The organism is Streptomyces sp. NPDC001927, from assembly GCF_053594455.1.
In genome coordinates this window covers 474,003-493,491 of sequence record NZ_JBSFEN010000002.1, presented here as the reverse complement: position 1 = coordinate 493,491, position 19,489 = coordinate 474,003, and the positions used below count along the sequence as shown (strand labels likewise).

Below are 19,489 nucleotides of genomic sequence, written 5' to 3'. Positions count from 1 at the left end.
ACGCGCCCGACGGTGGTTGTTCCCCCGCCGGTCATCGGCTGTACTACAGCCAGCCCGCACGGAGCCGGAGCCGCCCGCGGGACCGGCGAACAGCTCCGAACGACCCTAAGGACGCCCATGGCTGACAGGTCCTCAGGCCGAGACCATCGGGCACCCGGACGGCGCAGGATCCTCCCGGGAATCGTCCTCGGCGTCCTGCTCCTCGGCGCCTGGGCCGGCATCGGCGCGGCGGGCGTACTCCGCGCCGACGCACCCGCCGCGTCGGCGCCGTCGAAGGCGTACAGCACCGCGCTCCCCTTCGACCTGCCGCCGACGGCCGAACTGCGCCGCTCGGAGAAGCTGGTCTTCGCCCACTACTTCACCCCGTACCCCCTCTCCCTCGACAACGAGCCCGCCGACCGCGACTACTACACGAGGAACTACCTGACCCCGGACGGCGAGAAGGGCAAGCACAGCGCCTACGGAGGCCTCCTCCGCGACCGCCCGCTCCCCGCCGCACCCGAGAGCGGGAACTGGGAACTCGCCCACCTCCGCCAGGAGATCCGCACAGCCCGCGACGCCGGACTCGACGGCTTCACCCTCGACCTGCTCTCCGACAGGGGACGCAACCGGGACCGCGCCGAACTGCTCCTCAGGGCCGCGCAGGAGGAGGACCCGGGCTTCCGGATCCAGCTCATGCCGGACATGACGGCCCTCACTTCCGCCACGCCCAGCTCCCTCGCCGACCTCCTCGCGGAACTGGCCCGCTCGCCCTCGGCGCACCGGCTGGCCGACGGCCGGCTCGTCGCCTCCCCGTTCAAGGCCGAGGAGAAGGACCCCGACTGGTGGCGGGAGATGATGCGCGAGCTGGAGACCCGGCACGGCATCAGGACCGCGCTCGTCCCGCTCTTCCTCGACTTCACCCCCGACCGGGACGGCTACGCGGCGATCAGCCACGGCCTCTCCGAGTGGGGCGCCCGCAGCCCCGACCGGCAGGCCGGCGCCGTCGCCGACGCCCAACGGGCCCACCGGCTCGGCAAGATCTGGATGCACCCGGTCTCCGTCCAGGACGCCCGCCCCAACCAGGGCGTCTTCGACGAGGCCGGCAACACCGGGACGCTGCGCGCGAGTTGGCAGGCGGCCATCGACTCCCGCGCCGACTGGGTCCAGCTCACCACCTGGAACGACTACTCCGAGGGCAGCCAGGTCGCGCCCTCCCTGCACAACGGCCACGCCTACCTGGACCTCTCCTCCTACTACCTGACCCGGTTCAAGACCGGCGCCTGGCCCGAGATCCTGCGCGACACCCTCTACCTCACCGCGCGCGTCCAGTTCGTCGACGACCTGCCGCCCGCCACGCTCCAGCCCCAGGTGATACGGCCCCGCGAAGGCACCGCCACACCCCGCGACACCGTCGAGGTCCTCTCCTTCCTCACCGCCCCGGCCGAGGTCCGCACCAGGACGGGCACCACCGCCGGGAGCTACCGCGCGCCCTCCGGGGTGCACGCCCGCCTGCTGCCGCTGCGTACCGGACACAGCTCCGCGACCGCCGTACGGGACGGCACGACCACGACCACGGTCACCAGCCGCTACCCGGTCCGCCGCCCGGTCGACCGACAGGACCTGCAGTACTACGCGGTGACGAGCGGACGAGCCCAGCGCTAGTGGCTGTGCGGGCGGTTGTCAGTGGCCGGTCCTACCGTGGGGACATGACGACGAACCGGGGGGTCTTCGAGGCGGCGACGGGGGACGGACCGCCGCTGCCGGAGGGAGACGTGGAACAGAGATCGCGTGAGGTGCGGGCGGCCCTCGACGGGCTGCTCCAGATCCGGCGGCTGTCCGGCGGGACGGGTGCGGGCGCGGGCGTCGGTGCGGGCGCGGACGACGAGCGGCGGCGGCCCGCCGAGTGGGAGCGGAGGCAGCCCGTGAGAGCGGTGGCGCTCGCCCTGGAAGCGGCGGGGATCAGGCCCTCCGCAGTCGACGCCTCGGGCGTACGGGTGTTGACGGGATACCGGGTCACGGCCGGGGAGCGGCTCGGCACGACCGTGGTGGAGTGGGTCGGACCGCCCGGTGGCGGGGCCGCGCAGGAGGAGGAGTCCGCCCTGCGCGGCTGCGTCCCCGCGCTGGAGCGGCTCGGCTGGGAGGCGTTGCTGTATCGAGGGCCGCGCCGCAGACGGTTCCTGGAGGTGGAGCCGCTGGGGGGCGGCGCGCCGAGCGCCTAGCGGGGGGCGCGCACAAGGCGCCCGGTCTCAGGCGATGGAGGCGGAGACGATCGCGGAGACCGCGAGGTTGCAGGAGGCCGTCACCCAGACCGCCGGGTGCGGCTGCGGGTCGACGAGGGTGGCGCCGAGCTTGCCGGGCGTGACCAGGTCGACCACGAGGAAGGCGACGGCCATCATGACGAGGCCGAGCAGACCGAAGGCGGCCGTCGAGGCGAGGCCCTTGCCGAAGTCGTCGTACGTCGTCCAGATGGAGGTGAAGACGATGCCGCCGATACCGAGCAGCGCGGAGCTCAGCAGGGTCGCGGCGTTGCGGTTGCGCTCCTCCCATATCTGGCGCCCGAGCTTCCCCGGCGTGAGGACGTCCACCAGGACGATGCCGAGTATCAGCAGCACCACGCCGAGGGCGCCGTAGGCGGAGGCCCGGCCGAGGCCGTTGATGATGTCGCTCATGGGTTGCCGGCTCCGAGAAATGAGGGATCGTGAGTGATCGCGGTCAAGGACCGGCAAAATGTAGCGCATACGCCGAGGGCCCCGGCCAGGTGGCCGGGGCCCAGGTCGTCCGCGGGGGCGAGGTGGGTCGTCCGTGGGACAAGGGTGGCGTCGTCCGCGAGACCAAGGTGGACGGTTCAGACGCCCGGCGGCAGGTCCTTCGCCCGTGAGCGGACCCGGAGCGCGGTGACGATCTCGACGACGCCCACGACGAGCAGCCACACACCGCCCAGGACCATGAGCACCGCCGCCGATTCGAGCGGCGACACGATCAGGACGATGCCGGCGAGGGCGTTGACGACCCCGAGGAAGATCTGCCAGCCGCGGGCCGGCATCGCGGGGTCGGAGGCGGCCGCCACGGTCTGCGTGATGCCGCGGAACAGCCAGCCGATACCGATCCAGATCGCGAGCAGCAGGATCGACTGCGTCGCGCCCTTGAAGCAGAACAGGCCCAGCAGGATCGACAGGGCGCCGCTGATGAACGCCATCACGCGCAGCGCGGTCGAGGCGTGCGTACCGAAGGCCGCCACCAGCTGCATCACACCGCTGAACAGCAGGTACAGGCCGAACAGGATTCCCGCCACGAACAGCGAGGCACCCGGCCAGACAAGGACCAGGACTCCGAGGACGAGCGAGGCGAGACCGGCGACGAGCAGCGCCTGCCAGGCGGCACCGGCCAGCGCGCCGAGCGGCCCGGGCAGCACATCCCGGTCCGGGCGCCCGCTCCCGTAGGGGTCGGACCCGTAGGGATCGGAACCGTAGGGGTCGGAACCTCCGGAGGACTGGTGAGGGGTCTGCGTCATGGAACACTCCCGTCCGCTCAGCGCGGTGTCGCGTACGTACGGAGGAAGAGCGCCTCCGCCAGCGCCATGTGCTCGATCTCCCCGGGGTCCACGCTCTCGTTGGGGGCGTGGATGAGACAGCCCGGCTCCTCCACCCCGATCAGGGCGATCTCCGCGTCCGGGAACCGCCCGGCAAGCACGTTGCAGAGCGGGATCGAACCACCCTGCCCGGACTGGACCATGTCCGTCCCGTAGGCCTCGCGCATCGCCGCGCCGAGCGCCCGGTACGCCGGCCCGTCCGTACGGGCCCGGAAGGGCTGCCCGGTGCCCTCGGCCTCCACCTCGACCCGCACACCCCACGGCGCCGCCGAGGTCAGATGGTCGATGAGCGCGCGGAGCGCGACGTCCGCGTCCAGACCGGGCGGGACCCGCAGGCTCACCCGGGCCCGTACCTTCGCCTGGACGGCCGCGGAGGAACCCACCACCGGCGGGCAGTCGATGCCGAGGACCGTGACCGCGGGCCGGGCCCACAACTCGTCCGCCACCGAGCCCGAGCCGAGGAGCGCGACCCCGTCCAGGGCCCCGACGTCGGTACGGAACTGGTCGACCGGGTACGCCACCCCGTCCCAGACCCCGTCACCGGCCAGGCCCTTGATCGCCGTGGCGCCCCGCTCGTCGCGGAGGCTGTCGAGGATCCGTACCAGCGCGGCCAGCGCGTCCGGCGCGGGGCCGCCGAACATGCCCGAGTGCATGGCGCCCTTGAGCGTGGAGACGGTGACGACGACATTGGCCAGACCGCGCAGCGAGGTCGTGGCGGTCGGCAGACCGAGCGCGAAGTTGCCGGTGTCGCAGATCAACAGACAGTCCGCGGCGAAGAGTTCGGGCTGCATCGGAACCAGCCGCTCAAGCCCGCCCGTGCCCTGTTCCTCCGAGCCCTCGGCCACGAACTTCAGCGAGACCGGGAAGCCGCGCCCGCCCGAGCCGGCCTGCAGGGCCCGGAGTGCGGTGAGGTGCATGGCGATGTTGCCCTTGCAGTCCGCCGTACCGCGTCCGTACCAGCGGCCGTCGCGCTCGGTGAGCTCGAACGGCGGGGTGGTCCAGGCGGCGTCGTCGAGGGGCGGCTGCACGTCGTAGTGGCAGTAGAGGAGCACGGTGGGGGAGCCCTCGGGGCCGGGCGCGTGCCCGACGACCGCGTCGGTCCCGTCCGGGGTGGTCACCCGGCGCATGTCCTGCAGCCCCGCGTCCGTGAAGGCGTGGACCAGGAAGTCGGCGGCCTTCGCGCACTCCTCGGGCGGGAACTGGCGGGGGTCGGCGACCGAGCGCATCGACACCAGCGCGGTCAGATCCTCCTTGGCCCGGGGCATCAGCGCCCGGACCCGCGCGCGGAGGGTGGCGGTCGCGGCGGATTCCGTGCCGACGCCGGACTCCGTGGACTCGGTGGACATGTGCACCCACTTCCTTGCGGCCTGCTCCTGGGCGGCCCGAGTGGCCCGATCGCCCGATCGGCATGAGCCCTCCCACTCAAGCAGCGCGGGAGAAAAGCCGCAAAACATCCCCATGTGGAGCAACAACAGCGAGGCCTCGGGGCGGGTCGCGGCGACAGTGGAAGACGTACGTACGCCTTCGGCTCTGCCCAGGGAGACCCCAGATGACCACCCTCAACCGACGCGACCTCGGGCTTCTGGTCCTCCGGGTCGGCACCGGTGCCGTACTCGCCGCGCACGGGACGCAGAAGCTCTTCGGCTGGTTCGGGGGCGGCGGCCTGGACGCCACGGCGAAGGGCATGGAGGCGATGGGCTTCCACCCGCCCCGCGAGAGCGCGATCGCCGCGGGCCTCGGCGAGGCGGGCGGCGGGGTCCTGCTGGCCCTGGGCCTGGCCACCCCGGCGGCCGGCGCCGCCGCTGCCGGGGCGATGGCGGGCGCGGTCGCCGTCCACGCACCGGCGGGCTTCTTCGCCGCGGGCGGTGGCTACGAGTACCCGGCGTTCCTCGGCTTCTCGGCGGCCGCCATCGGTATCGCGGGCGCCGGCCGTTACTCCCTCGACCACGCCACCGGTCACGTTCTGGACCGGCCTTGGGTCGTGGCGACCGCCTTCCTCGGCAGCGCCCTCGCGGCCGCCGCCGTCGTGGGCCGCCGCGCCCAGGGGAGGGCGGAGGCGGCGCACGAGGCGGAGGCGGAGGAGGGCGGGGCGCCGGAGGAGAGCACCGCCTGACGTGAGGACGGCCGACACGGGTTCCGGTCGGGCGTGGCCGTCACACGTTCAGCTCGCGCTCATTCCGTGCTCGGGCCATCGCCCCGAGGCGTCGTACAAGGCGTTGATCTTGCGCGAGGCCTTGAGGAACGTGTAGTCGACCGTGCCGTCCACCGGGTGGGCTCGGCGGCTGGCCGTGTCCATGGCGAGGAGCCGGGGTGTCTCCGCCGGGGCGGAACCGAAGGCGTACTCGACCGAGCCCTCCGCCTCGGTGACCTTGCGGAAATAGACGAGCGAAGCCAACTGCCGTCCCCTTGACCAGTTTTCCGGCGCCGTGCCGATCACGGACACCACCGGTCCATGGTGACGCACCGGCGCACTCACGCACGCGCGCGGGCACGCGTCAGTCGAGGAACTCCCCGTCGCGGGCGACGACGACCCCGCCATGGACGACCATGTCGCGCCGGGGCATGTCCACCACGACCTGGGGCAGGCACTCGCCCGAGACGAGCACGAAGTCGGCCGGGGCGCCGGGCGCGAGGTCGGCGTGGGCGAGGCCCATCACGTCCGCGCCGCCGTGGGCGGCGACGCGGTAACAGTTCGCCAGCTCCTCGTCGAGGCGCACGTCCGTCACCCACCCGAGCAGGTGCGCGCGGTGGAGCATGTCGGCGTTGCCGAACGGGCTCCAGGAGTCGCGCACACCGTCGGAGCCGAGCCCGACGCGGACGCCGTGCTCGCGCAGCCGGGCGATCGGCAGCACGAGGGAGTCGGACGGCGCCACCGTGGTGAGCGCGATGTCCTGCTCGCCCAAGTCGGCGGCGATGGAGCCGAGTTCCTTGTCCGTCAGGCCCGGAAGGCAGAAGACGTGGCTGACGGTGACCTTGCCGGCGAGGGACAGGGCGCGCGTCCGCTCGACGATGCCGCGCATGGCCCGCATGCCCTTGTCGCCGCGGTCGTGGAGGTGGATGTCCACCCCGATGCCGTGACGCTCCGCGATGCCGAAGACGAGGTCGAGCTGCTCGTCGAGGGCGTCGTCGAAGCCGATCGGGTCGATACCGCCGATCATGTCGATGGCCCCCGAACGCGCCGCCTCCTCCAGCAGCTCCGCCGTGCCCGGCGTGCGGACGACACCGTGCTGCGGGAAGGCCACGATCTGCACGTCGAGAGCGTGACGCAGCCGCGCCCGGGCCTCCGCGACGCCCTCGACACCCGCGAGCCCGTAGGCCGGGGCCACATCGGCGTGGGCGCGCATCGCCCGCGTCCCGCGCGTGACGGCATGGGCCATGAGCCCGTACGCCCGCTTCGCGACGGGGCGGTGCTGGCTGCGGAACAACTCCACGTCCTGGGCGACGTAGTCGGCGATCCCGCTCGCCGGCCGCCGCGAGACCCAGGAGCCGCCCCAGGTCGTCTTGTCGGGGTGGATGTGCGCATCCACGAGCGAGGGCAGCACGATCCGCCCACCCCCGTCGACGACCTTCGCCCCACGCGGCGCGGGACCGCTCGCAATCCGCCCGTCGACGACCACGAGATCGGTGGCCTTGGCGGCCCCGAACACGCGCACGTTACGGAAGACGACGGCCTTGCTGCGCCGGTCGGCGCGGCCGGAGGCCGCGGCGGTGGCGGGTGCGGCTGCGGCGCCCGCTGTGGCTGTCGCCCCGGCGAGGGCGGCGGCGCCGGCCAGCATCGTGCGGCGGGAGAGCGCGCTGGGGGAGGGGGAGGTGGGCTGCATGGGGACTCCTTGGGGAGGGGGCGGGGTACATCCGGCCAGGCCTTCGGCTGGTGGCGGCGCGGCTGCGGCTGGGAGAAGGCGGGCCGTACCGGGGCCTGTACGCGGGAGGTTGTGCGACGACCCCGTAGCGGGGTCGCGGGGCGAGGAGGTCGGAGGGCGAGCCTGGTCTGGGCCGCGCGGCGACGTCAGCGGGCGAACCCGTACGCGAGTCCGTGCGGCTGGGTCGGAGGGCGAACCCCTGCTACGGCCGCGTGGCGGCGTCAGCGGAGGACCCTGTTCGCGAGCCCGCGCGGCGTGGTCAGAGGGCGATGCCCGCCCGTACCACTCGTGTCGGTTGCTTGAGGACGGTGACGTCGGTCAGGGGGTCGCCGTCGACGAGGATCGCGTCGCCGGTGTAGCCGCGTGCGAGGCGGCCTGCCGTGCGTTCGAGGCCCAGGAGGCGGGCCGCGCCCGTCGTGGCGGTGCGGATCGCGGCCAGGGCCGGAAGGCCGGCCGCGTGCATCAACTCGACCTCGCGGCCGATCGGGCGCACGGTCCCGCCGGAGGAGTCGGTGCCGGCGGCGAGCGGGACGCCGAGTTCGTACGCCGCGAGGACCGCGCGCTTCAGGACGGGGAGGTACGTGCGGCCCCGCTCGGCGAGTACGGGGTCGGCGGACTCGGCAAGGCTGGCGATGGCGGTGAGGGTGGGGGTGAAGAACGTACCCCTGCGGCGCATCTCGTCCAACGTGCGCTCGCCGACGAACGCGCCGTGCTCCAGGGAGCGGATGCCGGCGGTGACGGCGTCGTGGCAGCCCTGTTCGCTGTAGCTGTGGCACAGGACGCCCTTGCCGCGACGGCGGGCCGCGGCGACGATCTCCGAGAGCTGCTCGTGCGAGTACACCTGGGCGAGCGGGTCCTGCTCCGGGAGGCCGGCGCGCTCGTTGACCCGCGTCTTGATGACGTCCGCGCCACGGGCGAGGTTGACCTCGACGACCCGGCGCAGGGCCTCGGCCGAGCGCACGCCCTCCTTGAGTCGGGCGAGCGGGGTGAGGTCGGGGTCGGCGAGCACGGTGTCGCCGAGGTCGGGGGTGACGAAGACGCCGGCGGCCGTCAGCCGGGGCGCGAGCGCGGGGCTGTGGCGGGCGAGTTCGCGGACGGCGATGTCCTGGTAGAACGAGGTCGATCCGCTGCGCGCGCTGGTCGCGCCCTTGCGGACGGCGTCGCGGGCTTCGGCGGCGGTGCTGAGGTGGATGTGCGCGTCGATCAGGCCCGGCAGGATCCACCGGCCGTGCGCTTCGAGGACCTCGACACCACGGGGGACGGTGACGCTGCCCTGGGGGCCTGCGGCGCGTACGGTCCCGTCCATGATGAGGACCGAGGCGTCCTCGACGACCGCGCCGGTGTCCGGATCGAGGAGTGAGCCTCCCCGGATCAGGAGGCTCCCGCCGGACCGCCGGGCGTCAGCGGCGGAGGCCGTGGTGGCCGAGGCGGTGGCGGCGGTAGCGGGCCCGGTGGCGGTGGTCACGGCCATGGTCCCGGCGAGCGCGGCCGCACCGGCGAGGACACCGCGGCGGGTCAGCCGGCTGGAGGGCGGCGGCGTGGCTTCGACGCACATGGGGGCTCACTGGGAAAGGGGACAGTGGCACTCCGTTTTGTATACCAAGCCGGGAAGAGCCAGCAAGGGTGGCAAGGATAAGAGCAGGAAATCCGAGGTGGAGGCGAGCTCTGACCCTCACCTGGTATACAAAGACCTCACTCCGGGCCGAAGAGCGAGCGAAGGGCGACCGCCCTGCTGTCCCGCACGTGCAGCAGCGTGCTCGCCGCCGCAGCCTCCGCGTCCCCGGCGGCGATGTGCCGGTACATCTCGGCGTGTTGGGCCCGCATGTGCGCGGGTTCCTCGCGCAGGCCGAAGAGCAGCCGCAGCTGCCAGCTCAGCTGCTCCATGGTCCGCGCGAGCAGCGGATTGCCCGCCAGCTCCACGACGCCCTCGTGGAACGCCGTGTGCGCGGCCACCTCCCGCGTCCCCTCGTCCGCCGCGGCCGCCGACTCGGCCTGGCGCAGGGACGCTTCCAGGGCGGCCAGACCGGGCAGCCCCTTGTCACCGCCCGCCACCACAGCCCGGGCGGCGAGCCGCGACGCCTGGACGGCGAGCGGCTCCCACACCTCGTACAGGTGCTCCACGTCGTCGCGTTCGAGCCGCCGTACGCGGACACCGCTGTTCGGCAGGAGTTCGAGCAGCCCCTCGGCGACCAGCGCGCGCAGCGCCTCCCGTACGGGTACGCGCGACATGCTCAGCTCCTCGGCGACCTCGCGCTCGACGAGCCGGGCCCCTTGCGCGTACCGCCGGTCCACGATGCGCTGCAGGACGGCGCCCCGCGCCCGCGCGCTGAGCGAGGCCGATCCGCCCGCCGCCGAGCCACTGCTGCCGCGCTCTGCCACTTCGCCGCCTTCTTCCGTCCTTCGCCACGGGCCCCTCACCGGGAGCCTGCCCGTGGCGAGAATACGTCGCTCCTGTACGTCAGCGGCCGTACGTCTTCCGGCAGAGCTCGACGACGCCGGAAGGGACGGCGCCGGACCCCTCGGCCTGCCGGCACAGGGCCCGCAACCCGGTCGGCGACTCGGTGCGCGTGGGCTTCGCGGACTTCTTCGGCTGTCGGCGAGGGGGCGGTGGCTGGGTGCCCTTGGACCGGGAGGACGAGGCGGGCGCCGACGCCCGCCCCTTGGCCTTCACCGTCGCGCGCGTCCGTTCGGGCTCGGCCTCGCGATCACCCTCCGGCCCCGTGGCGGCGAGCGTCTCCCGGGGCTCGGCCTCCCGCGGCGCGGGCCACTCGGGCAGCGGCGAGGGAGGACGTACGGCAGCAGGCGAGACCTCACCGCCCCGGGTCGACGGACCCGGGGCGGAAGGATGCGGGACGGCGACGCAGCCGCTCGTGAGCAGCGCGGTGAGCAGGACGAGAGTCGTTCGGCGGTCCATGCGGCTCACGTTGCCCGAACCCCGCCGCCGAGGCCGCGCGCACGGCCCCCGGCCACCATGACGAGTGAACGCGACCGCCCCGCCCTTACGCCCCCGTGCCGGCGCGCCCCCACGACCGACGGGACCCACGGGTCACCACCTGGCCGAGCGCCAGCAGGCTCAGCCCGAACATCAGGATTCCCAGGGGAACATGGAGCGACGGCACGTGCGCGATGCCCAGGATCACCTGCACCGAGGCGAGAACGAGGAAGCCGGTCGCGTACAGGATCGGGCGGGGCGAACCGCCGCCCGGCCGCCACGCGAGGATCGCGGCGAGGACGTACAGCATCGACGCTCCGTACATCACGCGGGATCCGACATCGTGCAGCATTGCCCCGAGCGACGAGGACAGCAGCATTCCGGCGGTGACCGCCTGAAAGAAGAGAGCGGCGGTCTGCAGGACGATCGAGACCCGCAAGAACGGTGTGGTGTCGTGTACTTCCGTCGTCCGGGTGGTGGCCATGACGGGTCCTCTTCTCTCTGTCGGTACTGTCTCGGAAGTCCGACGACGCAGGCCCGCGAAATGTGAGGCGCGGCAGCGGAGACGGACGAGACGACGTACTACGGGGAGCGGAGCGGCAACGACCATGGACAACCTGACCGAGCCGGGCCTCGGCGCGATCGTCGCGGAGCGGCGGCAGTTGACGAACCTCGCCTACCGGCTGCTCGGTTCGCTCGCCGAGGCCGAGGACGCCGTGCAGGAGACGTACACCCGCTGGTACGCGATGTCGCCGCAGAAGCGCGAGGCGATCGAGTCCCCCGGTGCGTGGCTGACGACGGTGGCCGGCCGTGTCTGCCTGGACGTGCTCGGTTCGGCGCGGGCGCGGCGCGAGCGCTACGTCGGCGCGTGGATACCCGAGCCGCTGCCCGACCGTACGGAGTGGAGCGGCGCCCGCTCGTCGGACACCGGGGCCGACCCGGCCGACCGGATCACCCTTGACGAGTCGGTCAGCATGGCCTTCCTGGTCGTACTGGAGTCGATGACGCCCGCCGAGCGGGTGGCGTTCGTGCTGCACGACGTCTTCCAGTACCCCTTCGCCGACATCGCCGAGATCGTCGGCCGGACGCCCGCGGCCTGCCGGCAGCTGGCGTCCTCGGCCCGCCGGCGCATGCGCGCCGCGAAGGACCCGTCTCCTCCGGTGGCCGGACAGGCCGGTCTCGTACGGCACTTCAAGCAGGCGTGGGAGGCACGGGACATAGGGGCCCTCGTCGGCCTCCTCGACCCCGACGCGGCGATGATCGCCGACGGCGGCGGCAAGGTCGGCACGGCCCTCCGCCCGGTCGAGGGAGCCGAGCGCATCGCCGAGTACCTGATCCAGATCGCCTCCCTCGCCCCCGGCCTCACCCTCCTGGAACGCACGGTCAACGGCCGCCCGGGCCTGGTCGCCCAACACACCGACGTCACGGTCACCGTGGCGGCCTTCGACGTCACCGACACCCGCATCACCCGCATCTGGGCCGTCCGCAACCCGGAGAAGCTCCGCTCGTGGAACGCGCCCGGCGGCGAATCCAACGAGGGCTAGCCGGTCTTGAGGTGGCAGCCGTGCTCCTTCGCAGAGCGTTCGGCGAAGGCGCGCAGGGCTGCCCGGAGGCCGGGGTGGTCGAGGGCGAGGTCGGAGGCCTCCGACTGGCGGGTTCCGTCGGGGGCGAGGGAGTAGGCGGCCCGGTCCTCACTGCCGGGGCAGTCGGCCCACAGGACGTAGTGGCCGTCCGGGGCGTCGCCCGGCGGCTCCTGGGCCAGGTCCTCCAGGCGTTCGCGTTCGAGCCACTCCAGGGCCCCGCCGTACGACGCGCGGAACGTGTACAGCGGCGCGCCCCGCAGGCCACCCAGCGTGCAGCCCTCGACCGTCTTCGGCCCCGGTGCGGTCTCCACGGCCGTACGGACTCCCCAGCGGGCGGCGGTCCGTTCGTCCACGATCCCGGCGCAGCTGCCCGACACGGACGTGAAGGGCTTGTAGTCCCAGGCGTTCACGGAGACGCCGACCTCGCGCACCGGCTCGCCCTCGGCCACCCGGCAGGCGTACTGCCGCGCGTAGGCCGTCGTCGTGCCGGTCAGCACGGAGGTGAGCGCCGATCGGACCTCGGGGCGGCCGAAGTCGGCGCGGTCGATCCTGGCGCGCACCGTGGCGACGACCGGGGCGGCCGGCTGCCCCGACGTCCGATCGGCGCATTCGAGCCGTACCGAGGCGTACGCGCGGCCCCGGGCCTCGGCGTCGGGGTCGAACGAGAAGCCGCCGGTCCACCCGTGGCCCAGGGGCGCGTCCTTCCACTCCGCGTCCGAGAGGACGGTGAGGCTCCGCCCTCCGCTCACCGTCACGCGCACGTCGATCCGGCCGTGTTCCTCGTCGTCGACCTCGCTCACCCGGCACTGCCACCAGTCGCGGCCCGTCCTGATGCCCGCCTCGACCTCCGCCCCGGCGACCAGCTCCCGGACCGGATCGGCGGCGAGCGTGCCCCCGCACGCGGAGTCCAGAGCCCGGTCGTGCTGCCAGGCGTCCCAGCCGCCCGACAGCCAGAACAGGCCGCCGGCCACCAGTACCGCGCCGGCCGTCAGGCCCGCCGCGAGCCGGGCCCGCCGGTGGCGGCGGAGCCGTTCGAAAGTCGACCACCTGGTCTCGTCGCTCATCGCCACACCTTTCCGAGGACCTTCGTGTCGTCGCAGTCGCCGGAGCCGGATGCGTCGAGGTAGTGGGTGAGGAGCGAGTCGGTGCGGGCGAGGAGCAGTTCGCGGTCCGCCCCCGTCAGATCCACCCGGTGCAGGGTCGGGCCGCCGGCGCACCGGGACTCGGCCCAGACGACGAGCGAATGGACCTTCCCCCGCGCGTCGGGCTGACCCTCGGGTGAGGAGCCGCGGCCGGCCTGGGCGAGGGCGAGCTCACCTCCGTACTCGGTACGGACCTCCGGCAGCACCTCGCCCCACCAGCTCGCGGAGCTCACCGTCACCACGCTCCCGGGCTTCTGGAAGGTGACGGAACAGGCCCGGGCCCATGCGTGCGTGGCCCCGTCGGCGGACTGCTCGGCGCCCTTCGACGCCGGGCCGAGCAGCGCGGGGCGGAACCAGGCGCACTCGGCCGGAGGCGCGTCCGAGTCCTCCTCCGGCCCGGACGGGGATACGGGCCGTACGTCCGTCTCCCGGACCGGAGCCCCGCCGCAGCGCTGGGTCGCCCGCACGTCCTCGGCCAGGGCGGCGACAAGCGCGCCGAGCCGCTCCTGCGCCGCGTCGTCCGCCACGTGGTCCGCCCGGTCGTAGGCCGAGGCGTACACCCGGAAGGACGTGACGGGCCTGGGGTACCCGGGCAGGCCGTGGGGGCAGGGGACGGTGACGAGCTTGTCCGCCCGCTTGTGCTCCTCGGCCCAGTCCGGCGCCTCCTCGTACGGCGACGGGTCCAGCAGGTGCCCCACCCGGACGCTCTTCAGGGGCGGGTCCAGGACCGGTTCCGCCGTCACGGTGAACTCCGGTTCGTCCTCGCCGGACCCACCGACGGTGCACGACACCAGTCCCCGCGGCCCTGGACCGGTCCGCAACGTCCACGACGAGTCGTCGGTCAGCAACCCGGCGGCGTCCGCTCGCGGCAGCGCCCCGCCACACGCCCGGGCCAGCACGCCCTGGTTGTCCCGGTCGCGCTGCTCACCCCGTACGAGGACGAAGCCCCCGACCAGCACCGCGAGCAGCAGGGTCACCGAGGCCTGCGGCAACCACCGATGCCGCCGGAACCGCGCCCACACCGAATCACCCATCGCCGCCCCCGTCCCCGTCTCGCCCACGTCCCCGCCCCGGCCCCGGCCCCCGGCTCGTACACCGGCATCGCACGTGCGAACCGACCACGGCACGCTATCCCACCGACCCGACCGCCTTCCCCGGGCCCTCGGCATCAGGACATGCGGGGACGCAGGACCATGAGCGAGCCCTCCTGTGCCGCCACCATGGCGAAGGGAAAGCGGTCGACCTCAAGACAGAGCGCGACGTCGTCGGGATGGGATCCTTGCCGCACCCCGTTCGCCAGATCGGCGGCGGCGCGCGATTCGCCGGCGCGGCGGAGGAACTCGGTGGCGTCCGTCCTGGCCTTGGTGGCCCTGCGAGCGATGTACTGAGCGCACGCCAGGTCTTCCTCGGCGCGCCCGTCCTCGCCTGTGACCACGAACGTGACGCCGTCGCTCGCGCGCGTCCGCAAGAGTCGGGCCGTCGCCTCCGCGACCACGAAGCTCGCGCACAGCACCAGCGGCGCGTCCTTGACGGCGAGGGCGCCGACCGTCCCCGCCGTCGTCTTCTGCACGACGGTCCGCCCGCCGAGGTCCATGGACCTCAGCAGCGCCGGGGAGTTGACGGCGTCGAACCCGGGCGCGGGCGGACCGTCCTTGATCGCCACCCAGTCCGGGTGATCACCCTTGAGCGCCAGGGCTCCGTCCAGGGACTCGGCGAGAACGATCTTCTCCGCCCCCTGGGCAAAGGCCCAGGCAGCCACGGTGAACGCACGCATGACGTCCACCACGACCGCCACGGAAGGGACTTCGGCGAGCTCGGCGATACCGAGGAAACGAGCGTCCATGCCGTTCATGATCGCGCATGCCCACTCCGTAGCGCCGGGAGATTGATGCGCATCACGTCGGCTGTCGGCGAGTGGTCCCCGCTAGCCGTTGCTCAGCGGTGAAGCCCACGAGGGATCGTGCCACGGTCCCTGCATCAGGTTGCCGAGCAGGTACTCCGCCGCGGTGTCAGCGGTCTCCTGCGGCGCTCCGGCCGAGACCAGGTCGGCGCTGAGCCGGGGCAGCGCCTCATCCGGTACGTCCATGTCGTTGAGGAGGGGGAGGAGAAGGAGGAGGCGTGCGGCCGTGTCCTTCACGCCTTCGGCCGTCGTCGACGGATTGTCGGCGATCCGGACCAGCTCGTGCCACGTGAGCCCGCTGCCGGACACGTGACCTTCGCAGCCGCCGCCCGGGTGGGTGAGCAGGTAGTCGATGCCGTAGTCGCCGACCAGGTTGCGGTAGATCACCACGGCTTCGGGGCCGTCATCGGCGGGCACGCGGAACACCGGCCAGCGTTGCGGGTCGAAGAGGACCTCGCTCATCGCGTCGGCATCGGCGTCGTCGCCCCCGAACCACTCCGGCACCGGACGCTCGGCACGCGTTCCGTCACCGGGGATCGCCAGCAGGTGGTTCGACCAGAAGCCCGGGCGAGCCGGCAATGATTCCCCCGCGACCAGCGGGCTGTCGTCGTATCCCTGAATCAGCACGACGCAAGGGTGCCACCCCTGGGAAAGTCGTAGGACGGAGGACCGTCACAGCCGCTCGGCGGGCAGCGCCGCGTACGCCTCCTGGAGCGCCACGAGCACCGGGTCGTCGGCGGCGAACCGTACGTCGTTGACGGCCTCCACCGCGCGCACCCCGATCCCGGCGCTCGTGGCGAACGCGGCGCGCAGGGAGGGCAGTTCGTCGACGTGGACGGGGCGGGCGGTGGAGCCGGGGTGGGCCGCGCGCAGCAGGCGCATGGTCACTCCGGGGAGCACGTCCGCCTCCGGCCACACCACGCGACCGGCCCGGTCCACGAACCCCACGTTCCAGGTGCACCCCTCCGACACCAGACCGTCGGGCCCGGCGAACAGGACATCGTCGTACCCGCCCCGCCGCGCCTCGCGCCGCATCCTGAGCTGACCGAAGAGCGCCGTGTGCTTCACCTCGGCGGCGTCCCGGACGTACGGGAGCGCCGCCACCCGCAGCGGAGGTGCGGGCAGGACGCCCGCCGGGCGGGTGGTCACCAGCACATGTGGGTCGGCCCCCTCGCCCGGGCGGGCGATGTCGAGGGCGGGGTCGAAGACGGTGACGCGCACGGTCGTCGCCCCGACCCGCCCGCCGACCTCCTCCCGTACCCAGCCGCGCACCCGCGCCGTGTCGAGCTCCGCCCCGAAGACGTCGGCGCAGTCCCGCACGAGCCGGTCGAGATGGAGGGAGAGTCCGGGGACCGCGCCGTCCTCCACTCGCATGGTCGTGAAGTGTCCGTAGTTGGTGAGGGCGAGGGCCGTCAGCTGAGCGACGGACGCGGGTTCTCCATTGACAGTGGCCATGCCGGGAGTCTCCCCCGCCGCCGCGCCCACCTGGCGCATTGCAGGGTTTCGGCAGGTGCCTGCGCGGGACTCGGACACGGCGATCACCCCGCGGGTTCCACCCAGGTTCACTCGCCGGACGCGGGGCGCCTCAACACTGCGTCCGAAGGCCATTGGCATATGACGATTGACGGAGGTCGTGCAAGATGAGGCGTCGTGAGCTGCTCGGGGTGGTCGGCGCGACCGTCGGTGCGGGAGTGGTGGGGGCGGGCACGGCCCAGGCCGCGTCCCGGGGCGGTCGGCCGCAGCCGTCGCACCGGACGCTGAAGGTCCTGCAGTTCAACATCTGGCTGGGTGGCAGCCAGGTCGCCGGCGGCCGGGCGGGCATCGCCGACACGATCGCCGCGGTCGAGCCGGACGTGGTCATGCTCAGCGAGTCGAACCCGGAGCGGGTCGCCAACACCCTCGCCGACCTCGCGGCCCGCGGGCTGACCTACTACGACAACCAGAACCCGACCGACCCGGCGGTGATCTCGCGCTACCCGATCATCGAGCACCAGTCCTTCCCGTCCTGGTCGAAGGCGGTCATCGACGTCGACGGCACCGAGGTCGCGGCCTACTCCGGGCACCTCGAGTACCGCTACTACGCCAACTACCTGCCGCGCGGGTACGGCGGCGGCACCCCGGCGCCCCTGGAGACCTCCGAGTACGGCTGGGACGAGATACCGACCGGGCCGATCACCGACGTCGACCTGATCAACCGGATCAACGAGGCCTCCGGCCGTACGCAGGTCACCAAGACGGTCCTCGCGGACGCCGCCAAGGAGCGCCGCCGCGGCCGCCTCACCATGCTGGCCGGCGACTTCAACGAGCCGTCCCACCTGGACTGGACCCGCAAGACGCGGAACCTGTTCGACCACAACGGCACCGTCGTCCGGTGGACGACGACCAAGGCGATCGAGGACGCCGGATTCCGCGACAGCTACCGCGAGATCCACCCCGACCCCGTCCGCACGCCCGGCTTCACCTGGCCCAGCGACAACGCGGGCGCCGAGCCCGGACAGCTCACCTGGGCGCCGAAGGCCGACGAGCGCGACCGGATCGACTTCGTCTTCTACCACCCCGACCGGCGCATCCGCCTGCTCGACAGCGTGATCGTCGGCCCGTCCACCTCGATCGTCCGCAACGAGCGGGTGGAGGAGACGGGACGGGAGCCGTTCCACGAGCCGACCTGGACCTGGCCGACGGACCACAAGGCCGTCCTCAGCACCTTCCGGGTGTCCACGTCCCGTAACAAGGGCTGACCCCCCGGCAGCCGCCACACCCCGCCGCCCTGCTCCGGAACCTCGCCCGGAGCAGGGCGTTCGGGTTCAGCTCCTCTTCCCCTTGCCGCCGTCGGCGCCGTTGCCGGGGGAGGCCGCGCCCGCCCAGAAGCCGCACTGGTGGTCGGCCGCGAACGTCGTGGACGTACGGGTGCGCTCGGGGTTCAGGGTCAGGACCGTGTGCCGCCCGAGGGTCGCCGGCCAGCGGGTCGCACCCGGGATGTTGGGGTCGCCGGTGCGGGCGAACGCTCCCCAGCGGCGCTTGATGTCGTCCGCGAAGGCGCGCTGTTCGGCGGTGAGCGGGCGGTCGGTCAGGCTGAAGTCGTGGACGTAGGCGAGTTCCGCGCTGTGCGCGTTGGCCATGTCCACCCCCGGAGGCTGGACCCCGAGGAGCGTGGGGGACCGGGGGTCGTCGAATTCGTAGACGTAGGTCGGCACCTGCGAGGCGAAGGAACGCGCCGTGTCGAGCGTGTGGCAGGCGAAGGTGGAGTCGGTGACGACCGCCGACATCGCGTCGAACGGAGTGGGGTAGCCCGCCACGGGATAGCGCGCCAGCACCTGCGGCGCCGCCGGACCGTACGTGGCGTTGATCTGGTCCGTGTACTCCCACGCCGTGAGGTACGGATGGGTCCCGGCCAGGAAGAACTTGGCCTCGGCCCGGGTGCTGCCGATCATGACCGGGACCTTGTTCCACCGGCCGGATGCGATCGCCTCGGACGGCTGGATCGGGAGCAGGCCGTCACCGTAGGCGGGCCCGGCGGAGGTACGGGTGCGGGCGGCGGCGATCAGATCGGTGGCCGGGACCGTACGGAGGCAGGCGGCGCGGGTGGCCGGGTCCGGACAGCCCGCCGCGGCCGCGAAGTCGCCCGCCGCCTCGGCGGCCTGGGCGGAGCCGGGCGCGCGGAGAAGCGTGCACGGTCCGCTCTGGAGCACGGCGCGGGAGAACAGCCCGGCGGCGCGCGGGGAGCTGAGCATGGCGCAGACCGAGGCGCTGCCGGCGGACTGACCCCAGAGGGTGATGTTGGCGGGGTTGCCGCCGAAGGCGGCGATGTTGTCGCGGGTCCAGTTCAGGGCCGCGATCTGGTCCATGAGTCCGTACGACCCGGAGCCGAGGCCGTTCTCCCGGGTGAGCTCGGGCGCGGCGAGGTAACCGAGCTGTCCCAGGCGGTAGTTGACGCTCACCACGATGCTGCCGGTGAGGTCCGCCATGGTCCGGCCGCCGAACTGGGTGCCGGTGCCGATGACGAAGGCCCCGCCGTGGTTCCAGAGCAGTACGGGCAGACGGTCACCCGGACGGGAGTGACGGGGCCGGTACACGTCCAGGTAGAGGCAGTCCTCGCTGACGTACTCCGGGTCGCTGAGCCCGACGGGCAGGAACTGCACGCACGCGGGAGCCTGCCGGGTGGCCTCCCGTGTCCCGGACCACCGCGCGGCCGGCCGAGGCGGACGGAACCGGAGGTCGTCCACGGGTGGTGCGGCGTACGGGACGCCCAGGAATTCCTCGGCCCGGCCGTTGACCTGGCCGGCGATCCGGCCCTGGTCCGTGGCGACGACCGGGCGCGCCGTGGCGACGCCCTGCCGGGACGGGGCGGCGACCGCCGGGTGCGTGAACAGGGCGGCGACGGCGAGCACCAGAGCCAGCGCCACCGAGGGAACGATCGAGCGCGTCATCCTTGTCAACTCTCCTCCATGAGGGGGTGTCGAGCACATGACAGTCGTGGGGCGGTGTCCCGGCGGACCGGTGG

20 protein-coding genes are annotated in these 19,489 nt (G+C 73.1%); 5 read left to right on the top strand and 15 right to left on the bottom strand.

Translation table 11 applies throughout. The features are described from left to right. The first annotated feature begins 117 nt into the window (after window positions 1-117). Both ACWCO8_RS06780 and ACWCO8_RS06775 read left to right on the top strand, forming a co-directional pair. Window positions 118-1,644 (top strand): glycoside hydrolase family 71 protein, encoded by a 1,527-nt coding sequence (locus ACWCO8_RS06780; protein WP_451031276.1) that lies wholly within the window; start codon window positions 118-120, stop codon window positions 1,642-1,644. A gap of 44 nt (window positions 1,645-1,688) precedes the next feature. Then, the gene (locus ACWCO8_RS06775) at window positions 1,689-2,201 is read left to right on the top strand and encodes a hypothetical protein (protein WP_451031275.1); all 513 of its coding nucleotides are present in this window, start codon (window positions 1,689-1,691) and stop codon (window positions 2,199-2,201) included. Window positions 2,202-2,228: 27 nt separating this feature from the next. Here ACWCO8_RS06775 and ACWCO8_RS06770 read toward each other — a convergent pair whose 3' ends face one another. From ACWCO8_RS06770 to ACWCO8_RS06760, 3 genes are all read right to left on the bottom strand, one after another. After that, entirely contained in the window at window positions 2,229-2,651 is a 423-nt protein-coding gene (locus ACWCO8_RS06770) for a DUF350 domain-containing protein (protein WP_384511382.1), read from the bottom strand. A 176-nt stretch (window positions 2,652-2,827) separates the two neighbouring features. Continuing rightward, window positions 2,828-3,493: an HdeD family acid-resistance protein gene (locus tag ACWCO8_RS06765; RefSeq protein WP_451031274.1), complete on the bottom strand. Its 666-nt coding sequence runs from the start codon at window positions 3,491-3,493 to the stop codon at window positions 2,828-2,830. Window positions 3,494-3,510: 17 nt separating this feature from the next. Further along, window positions 3,511-4,917 (bottom strand): M20/M25/M40 family metallo-hydrolase, encoded by a 1,407-nt coding sequence (locus tag ACWCO8_RS06760; protein WP_451031273.1) that lies wholly within the window; start codon window positions 4,915-4,917, stop codon window positions 3,511-3,513. A 203-nt stretch (window positions 4,918-5,120) separates the two neighbouring features. On the opposite strand from ACWCO8_RS06760, the gene ACWCO8_RS06755 reads away from it, so the two are divergent. Continuing rightward, window positions 5,121-5,684, top strand: a complete 564-nt coding sequence (locus ACWCO8_RS06755; RefSeq protein ID WP_451031272.1) for a DoxX family membrane protein — start codon at window positions 5,121-5,123, stop codon at window positions 5,682-5,684. Between the two features lie 48 nt (window positions 5,685-5,732). Here the strand turns inward: ACWCO8_RS06755 and ACWCO8_RS06750 are convergent, their stop codons facing one another. The 6 genes from ACWCO8_RS06750 to ACWCO8_RS06725 all read right to left on the bottom strand — a co-directional run bounded on the left by ACWCO8_RS06750 (window position 5,733) and on the right by ACWCO8_RS06725 (window position 10,847). Beyond that, window positions 5,733-5,966, bottom strand: coding sequence for a hypothetical protein (locus ACWCO8_RS06750; RefSeq protein ID WP_451031271.1), 234 nt, complete (start codon window positions 5,964-5,966; stop codon window positions 5,733-5,735). Between the two features lie 100 nt (window positions 5,967-6,066). Beyond that, entirely contained in the window at window positions 6,067-7,392 is a 1,326-nt protein-coding gene (locus tag ACWCO8_RS06745; protein ID WP_451031270.1) for an amidohydrolase family protein, read from the bottom strand. Window positions 7,393-7,690: 298 nt separating this feature from the next. After that, window positions 7,691-8,986, bottom strand: coding sequence for an amidohydrolase family protein (locus ACWCO8_RS06740; protein ID WP_451031269.1), 1,296 nt, complete (start codon window positions 8,984-8,986; stop codon window positions 7,691-7,693). Between the two features lie 137 nt (window positions 8,987-9,123). Next, complete coding sequence (locus tag ACWCO8_RS06735; protein ID WP_451031268.1) at window positions 9,124-9,810, bottom strand: GntR family transcriptional regulator; 687 nt, start codon at window positions 9,808-9,810, stop codon at window positions 9,124-9,126. 79 nt (window positions 9,811-9,889) lie between these two features. After that, window positions 9,890-10,345, bottom strand: a complete 456-nt coding sequence (locus tag ACWCO8_RS06730) for a hypothetical protein (protein ID WP_451031267.1) — start codon at window positions 10,343-10,345, stop codon at window positions 9,890-9,892. Between the two features lie 85 nt (window positions 10,346-10,430). Next, on the bottom strand, window positions 10,431-10,847 hold the full coding sequence (locus ACWCO8_RS06725) for a hypothetical protein (RefSeq protein WP_451031266.1): 417 nt from the start codon (window positions 10,845-10,847) through the stop codon (window positions 10,431-10,433). A 124-nt stretch (window positions 10,848-10,971) separates the two neighbouring features. On the opposite strand from ACWCO8_RS06725, the gene sigJ reads away from it, so the two are divergent. Further along, window positions 10,972-11,907, top strand: a complete 936-nt coding sequence (gene sigJ / locus ACWCO8_RS06720) for an RNA polymerase sigma factor SigJ (protein ID WP_451031265.1) — start codon at window positions 10,972-10,974, stop codon at window positions 11,905-11,907. Here sigJ and ACWCO8_RS06715 read toward each other — a convergent pair. From ACWCO8_RS06715 to ACWCO8_RS06695, 5 genes are all read right to left on the bottom strand, one after another. After that, window positions 11,904-13,010, bottom strand: coding sequence for a hypothetical protein (locus tag ACWCO8_RS06715; RefSeq protein WP_451031264.1), 1,107 nt, complete (start codon window positions 13,008-13,010; stop codon window positions 11,904-11,906). The two genes, sigJ and ACWCO8_RS06715, sit on opposite strands and share 4 nt — an antisense overlap. After that, complete coding sequence (locus ACWCO8_RS06710; RefSeq protein WP_451031263.1) at window positions 13,007-14,122, bottom strand: hypothetical protein; 1,116 nt, start codon at window positions 14,120-14,122, stop codon at window positions 13,007-13,009. The genes ACWCO8_RS06715 and ACWCO8_RS06710 overlap by 4 nt, the downstream gene beginning before the upstream one ends. A gap of 134 nt (window positions 14,123-14,256) precedes the next feature. Continuing rightward, window positions 14,257-14,931: a 2-phosphosulfolactate phosphatase gene (locus tag ACWCO8_RS06705; RefSeq protein WP_451031262.1), complete on the bottom strand. Its 675-nt coding sequence runs from the start codon at window positions 14,929-14,931 to the stop codon at window positions 14,257-14,259. An 81-nt stretch (window positions 14,932-15,012) separates the two neighbouring features. Next, on the bottom strand, window positions 15,013-15,615 hold the full coding sequence (locus ACWCO8_RS06700; RefSeq protein ID WP_451031261.1) for a hypothetical protein: 603 nt from the start codon (window positions 15,613-15,615) through the stop codon (window positions 15,013-15,015). A 45-nt stretch (window positions 15,616-15,660) separates the two neighbouring features. Continuing rightward, entirely contained in the window at window positions 15,661-16,443 is a 783-nt protein-coding gene (locus ACWCO8_RS06695) for an aminotransferase class IV (RefSeq protein WP_451031260.1), read from the bottom strand. Window positions 16,444-16,628: 185 nt separating this feature from the next. Here ACWCO8_RS06695 and ACWCO8_RS06690 point away from each other — a divergent pair, with 185 nt between their 5' ends. After that, window positions 16,629-17,726 (top strand): endonuclease/exonuclease/phosphatase family protein, encoded by a 1,098-nt coding sequence (locus ACWCO8_RS06690; RefSeq protein ID WP_451031259.1) that lies wholly within the window; start codon window positions 16,629-16,631, stop codon window positions 17,724-17,726. 66 nt (window positions 17,727-17,792) lie between these two features. On the opposite strand, the gene ACWCO8_RS06685 is transcribed toward ACWCO8_RS06690, so the two are convergent. Next, window positions 17,793-19,415 carry a carboxylesterase/lipase family protein gene (locus tag ACWCO8_RS06685; RefSeq protein ID WP_451031258.1) on the bottom strand — a complete coding sequence of 541 codons (1,623 nt, stop codon included), beginning with the start codon at window positions 19,413-19,415 and terminating at the stop codon, window positions 17,793-17,795. Window positions 19,416-19,489: the final 74 nt, after the last annotated feature.

Coding starts and splice junctions, on each gene's coding strand:
- ACWCO8_RS06780 (WP_451031276.1), top strand. CDS start 118: ATGGCTGACAGGTCCTCAGGCCGAGACCATCGGGCACCCGGACGGCGC.
- ACWCO8_RS06775 (WP_451031275.1), top strand. CDS start 1,689: ATGACGACGAACCGGGGGGTCTTCGAGGCGGCGACGGGGGACGGACCG.
- ACWCO8_RS06770 (WP_384511382.1), bottom strand. CDS start 2,651: ATGAGCGACATCATCAACGGCCTCGGCCGGGCCTCCGCCTACGGCGCC.
- ACWCO8_RS06765 (WP_451031274.1), bottom strand. CDS start 3,493: ATGACGCAGACCCCTCACCAGTCCTCCGGAGGTTCCGACCCCTACGGT.
- ACWCO8_RS06760 (WP_451031273.1), bottom strand. CDS start 4,917: ATGTCCACCGAGTCCACGGAGTCCGGCGTCGGCACGGAATCCGCCGCG.
- ACWCO8_RS06755 (WP_451031272.1), top strand. CDS start 5,121: ATGACCACCCTCAACCGACGCGACCTCGGGCTTCTGGTCCTCCGGGTC.
- ACWCO8_RS06745 (WP_451031270.1), bottom strand. CDS start 7,392: ATGCAGCCCACCTCCCCCTCCCCCAGCGCGCTCTCCCGCCGCACGATG.
- ACWCO8_RS06740 (WP_451031269.1), bottom strand. CDS start 8,986: ATGTGCGTCGAAGCCACGCCGCCGCCCTCCAGCCGGCTGACCCGCCGC.
- ACWCO8_RS06730 (WP_451031267.1), bottom strand. CDS start 10,345: ATGGACCGCCGAACGACTCTCGTCCTGCTCACCGCGCTGCTCACGAGC.
- ACWCO8_RS06725 (WP_451031266.1), bottom strand. CDS start 10,847: ATGGCCACCACCCGGACGACGGAAGTACACGACACCACACCGTTCTTG.
- sigJ (WP_451031265.1), top strand. CDS start 10,972: ATGGACAACCTGACCGAGCCGGGCCTCGGCGCGATCGTCGCGGAGCGG.
- ACWCO8_RS06715 (WP_451031264.1), bottom strand. CDS start 13,010: ATGAGCGACGAGACCAGGTGGTCGACTTTCGAACGGCTCCGCCGCCAC.
- ACWCO8_RS06710 (WP_451031263.1), bottom strand. CDS start 14,122: ATGGGTGATTCGGTGTGGGCGCGGTTCCGGCGGCATCGGTGGTTGCCG.
- ACWCO8_RS06705 (WP_451031262.1), bottom strand. CDS start 14,931: ATGGACGCTCGTTTCCTCGGTATCGCCGAGCTCGCCGAAGTCCCTTCC.
- ACWCO8_RS06695 (WP_451031260.1), bottom strand. CDS start 16,443: ATGGCCACTGTCAATGGAGAACCCGCGTCCGTCGCTCAGCTGACGGCC.
- ACWCO8_RS06690 (WP_451031259.1), top strand. CDS start 16,629: ATGAGGCGTCGTGAGCTGCTCGGGGTGGTCGGCGCGACCGTCGGTGCG.
- ACWCO8_RS06685 (WP_451031258.1), bottom strand. CDS start 19,415: ATGACGCGCTCGATCGTTCCCTCGGTGGCGCTGGCTCTGGTGCTCGCC.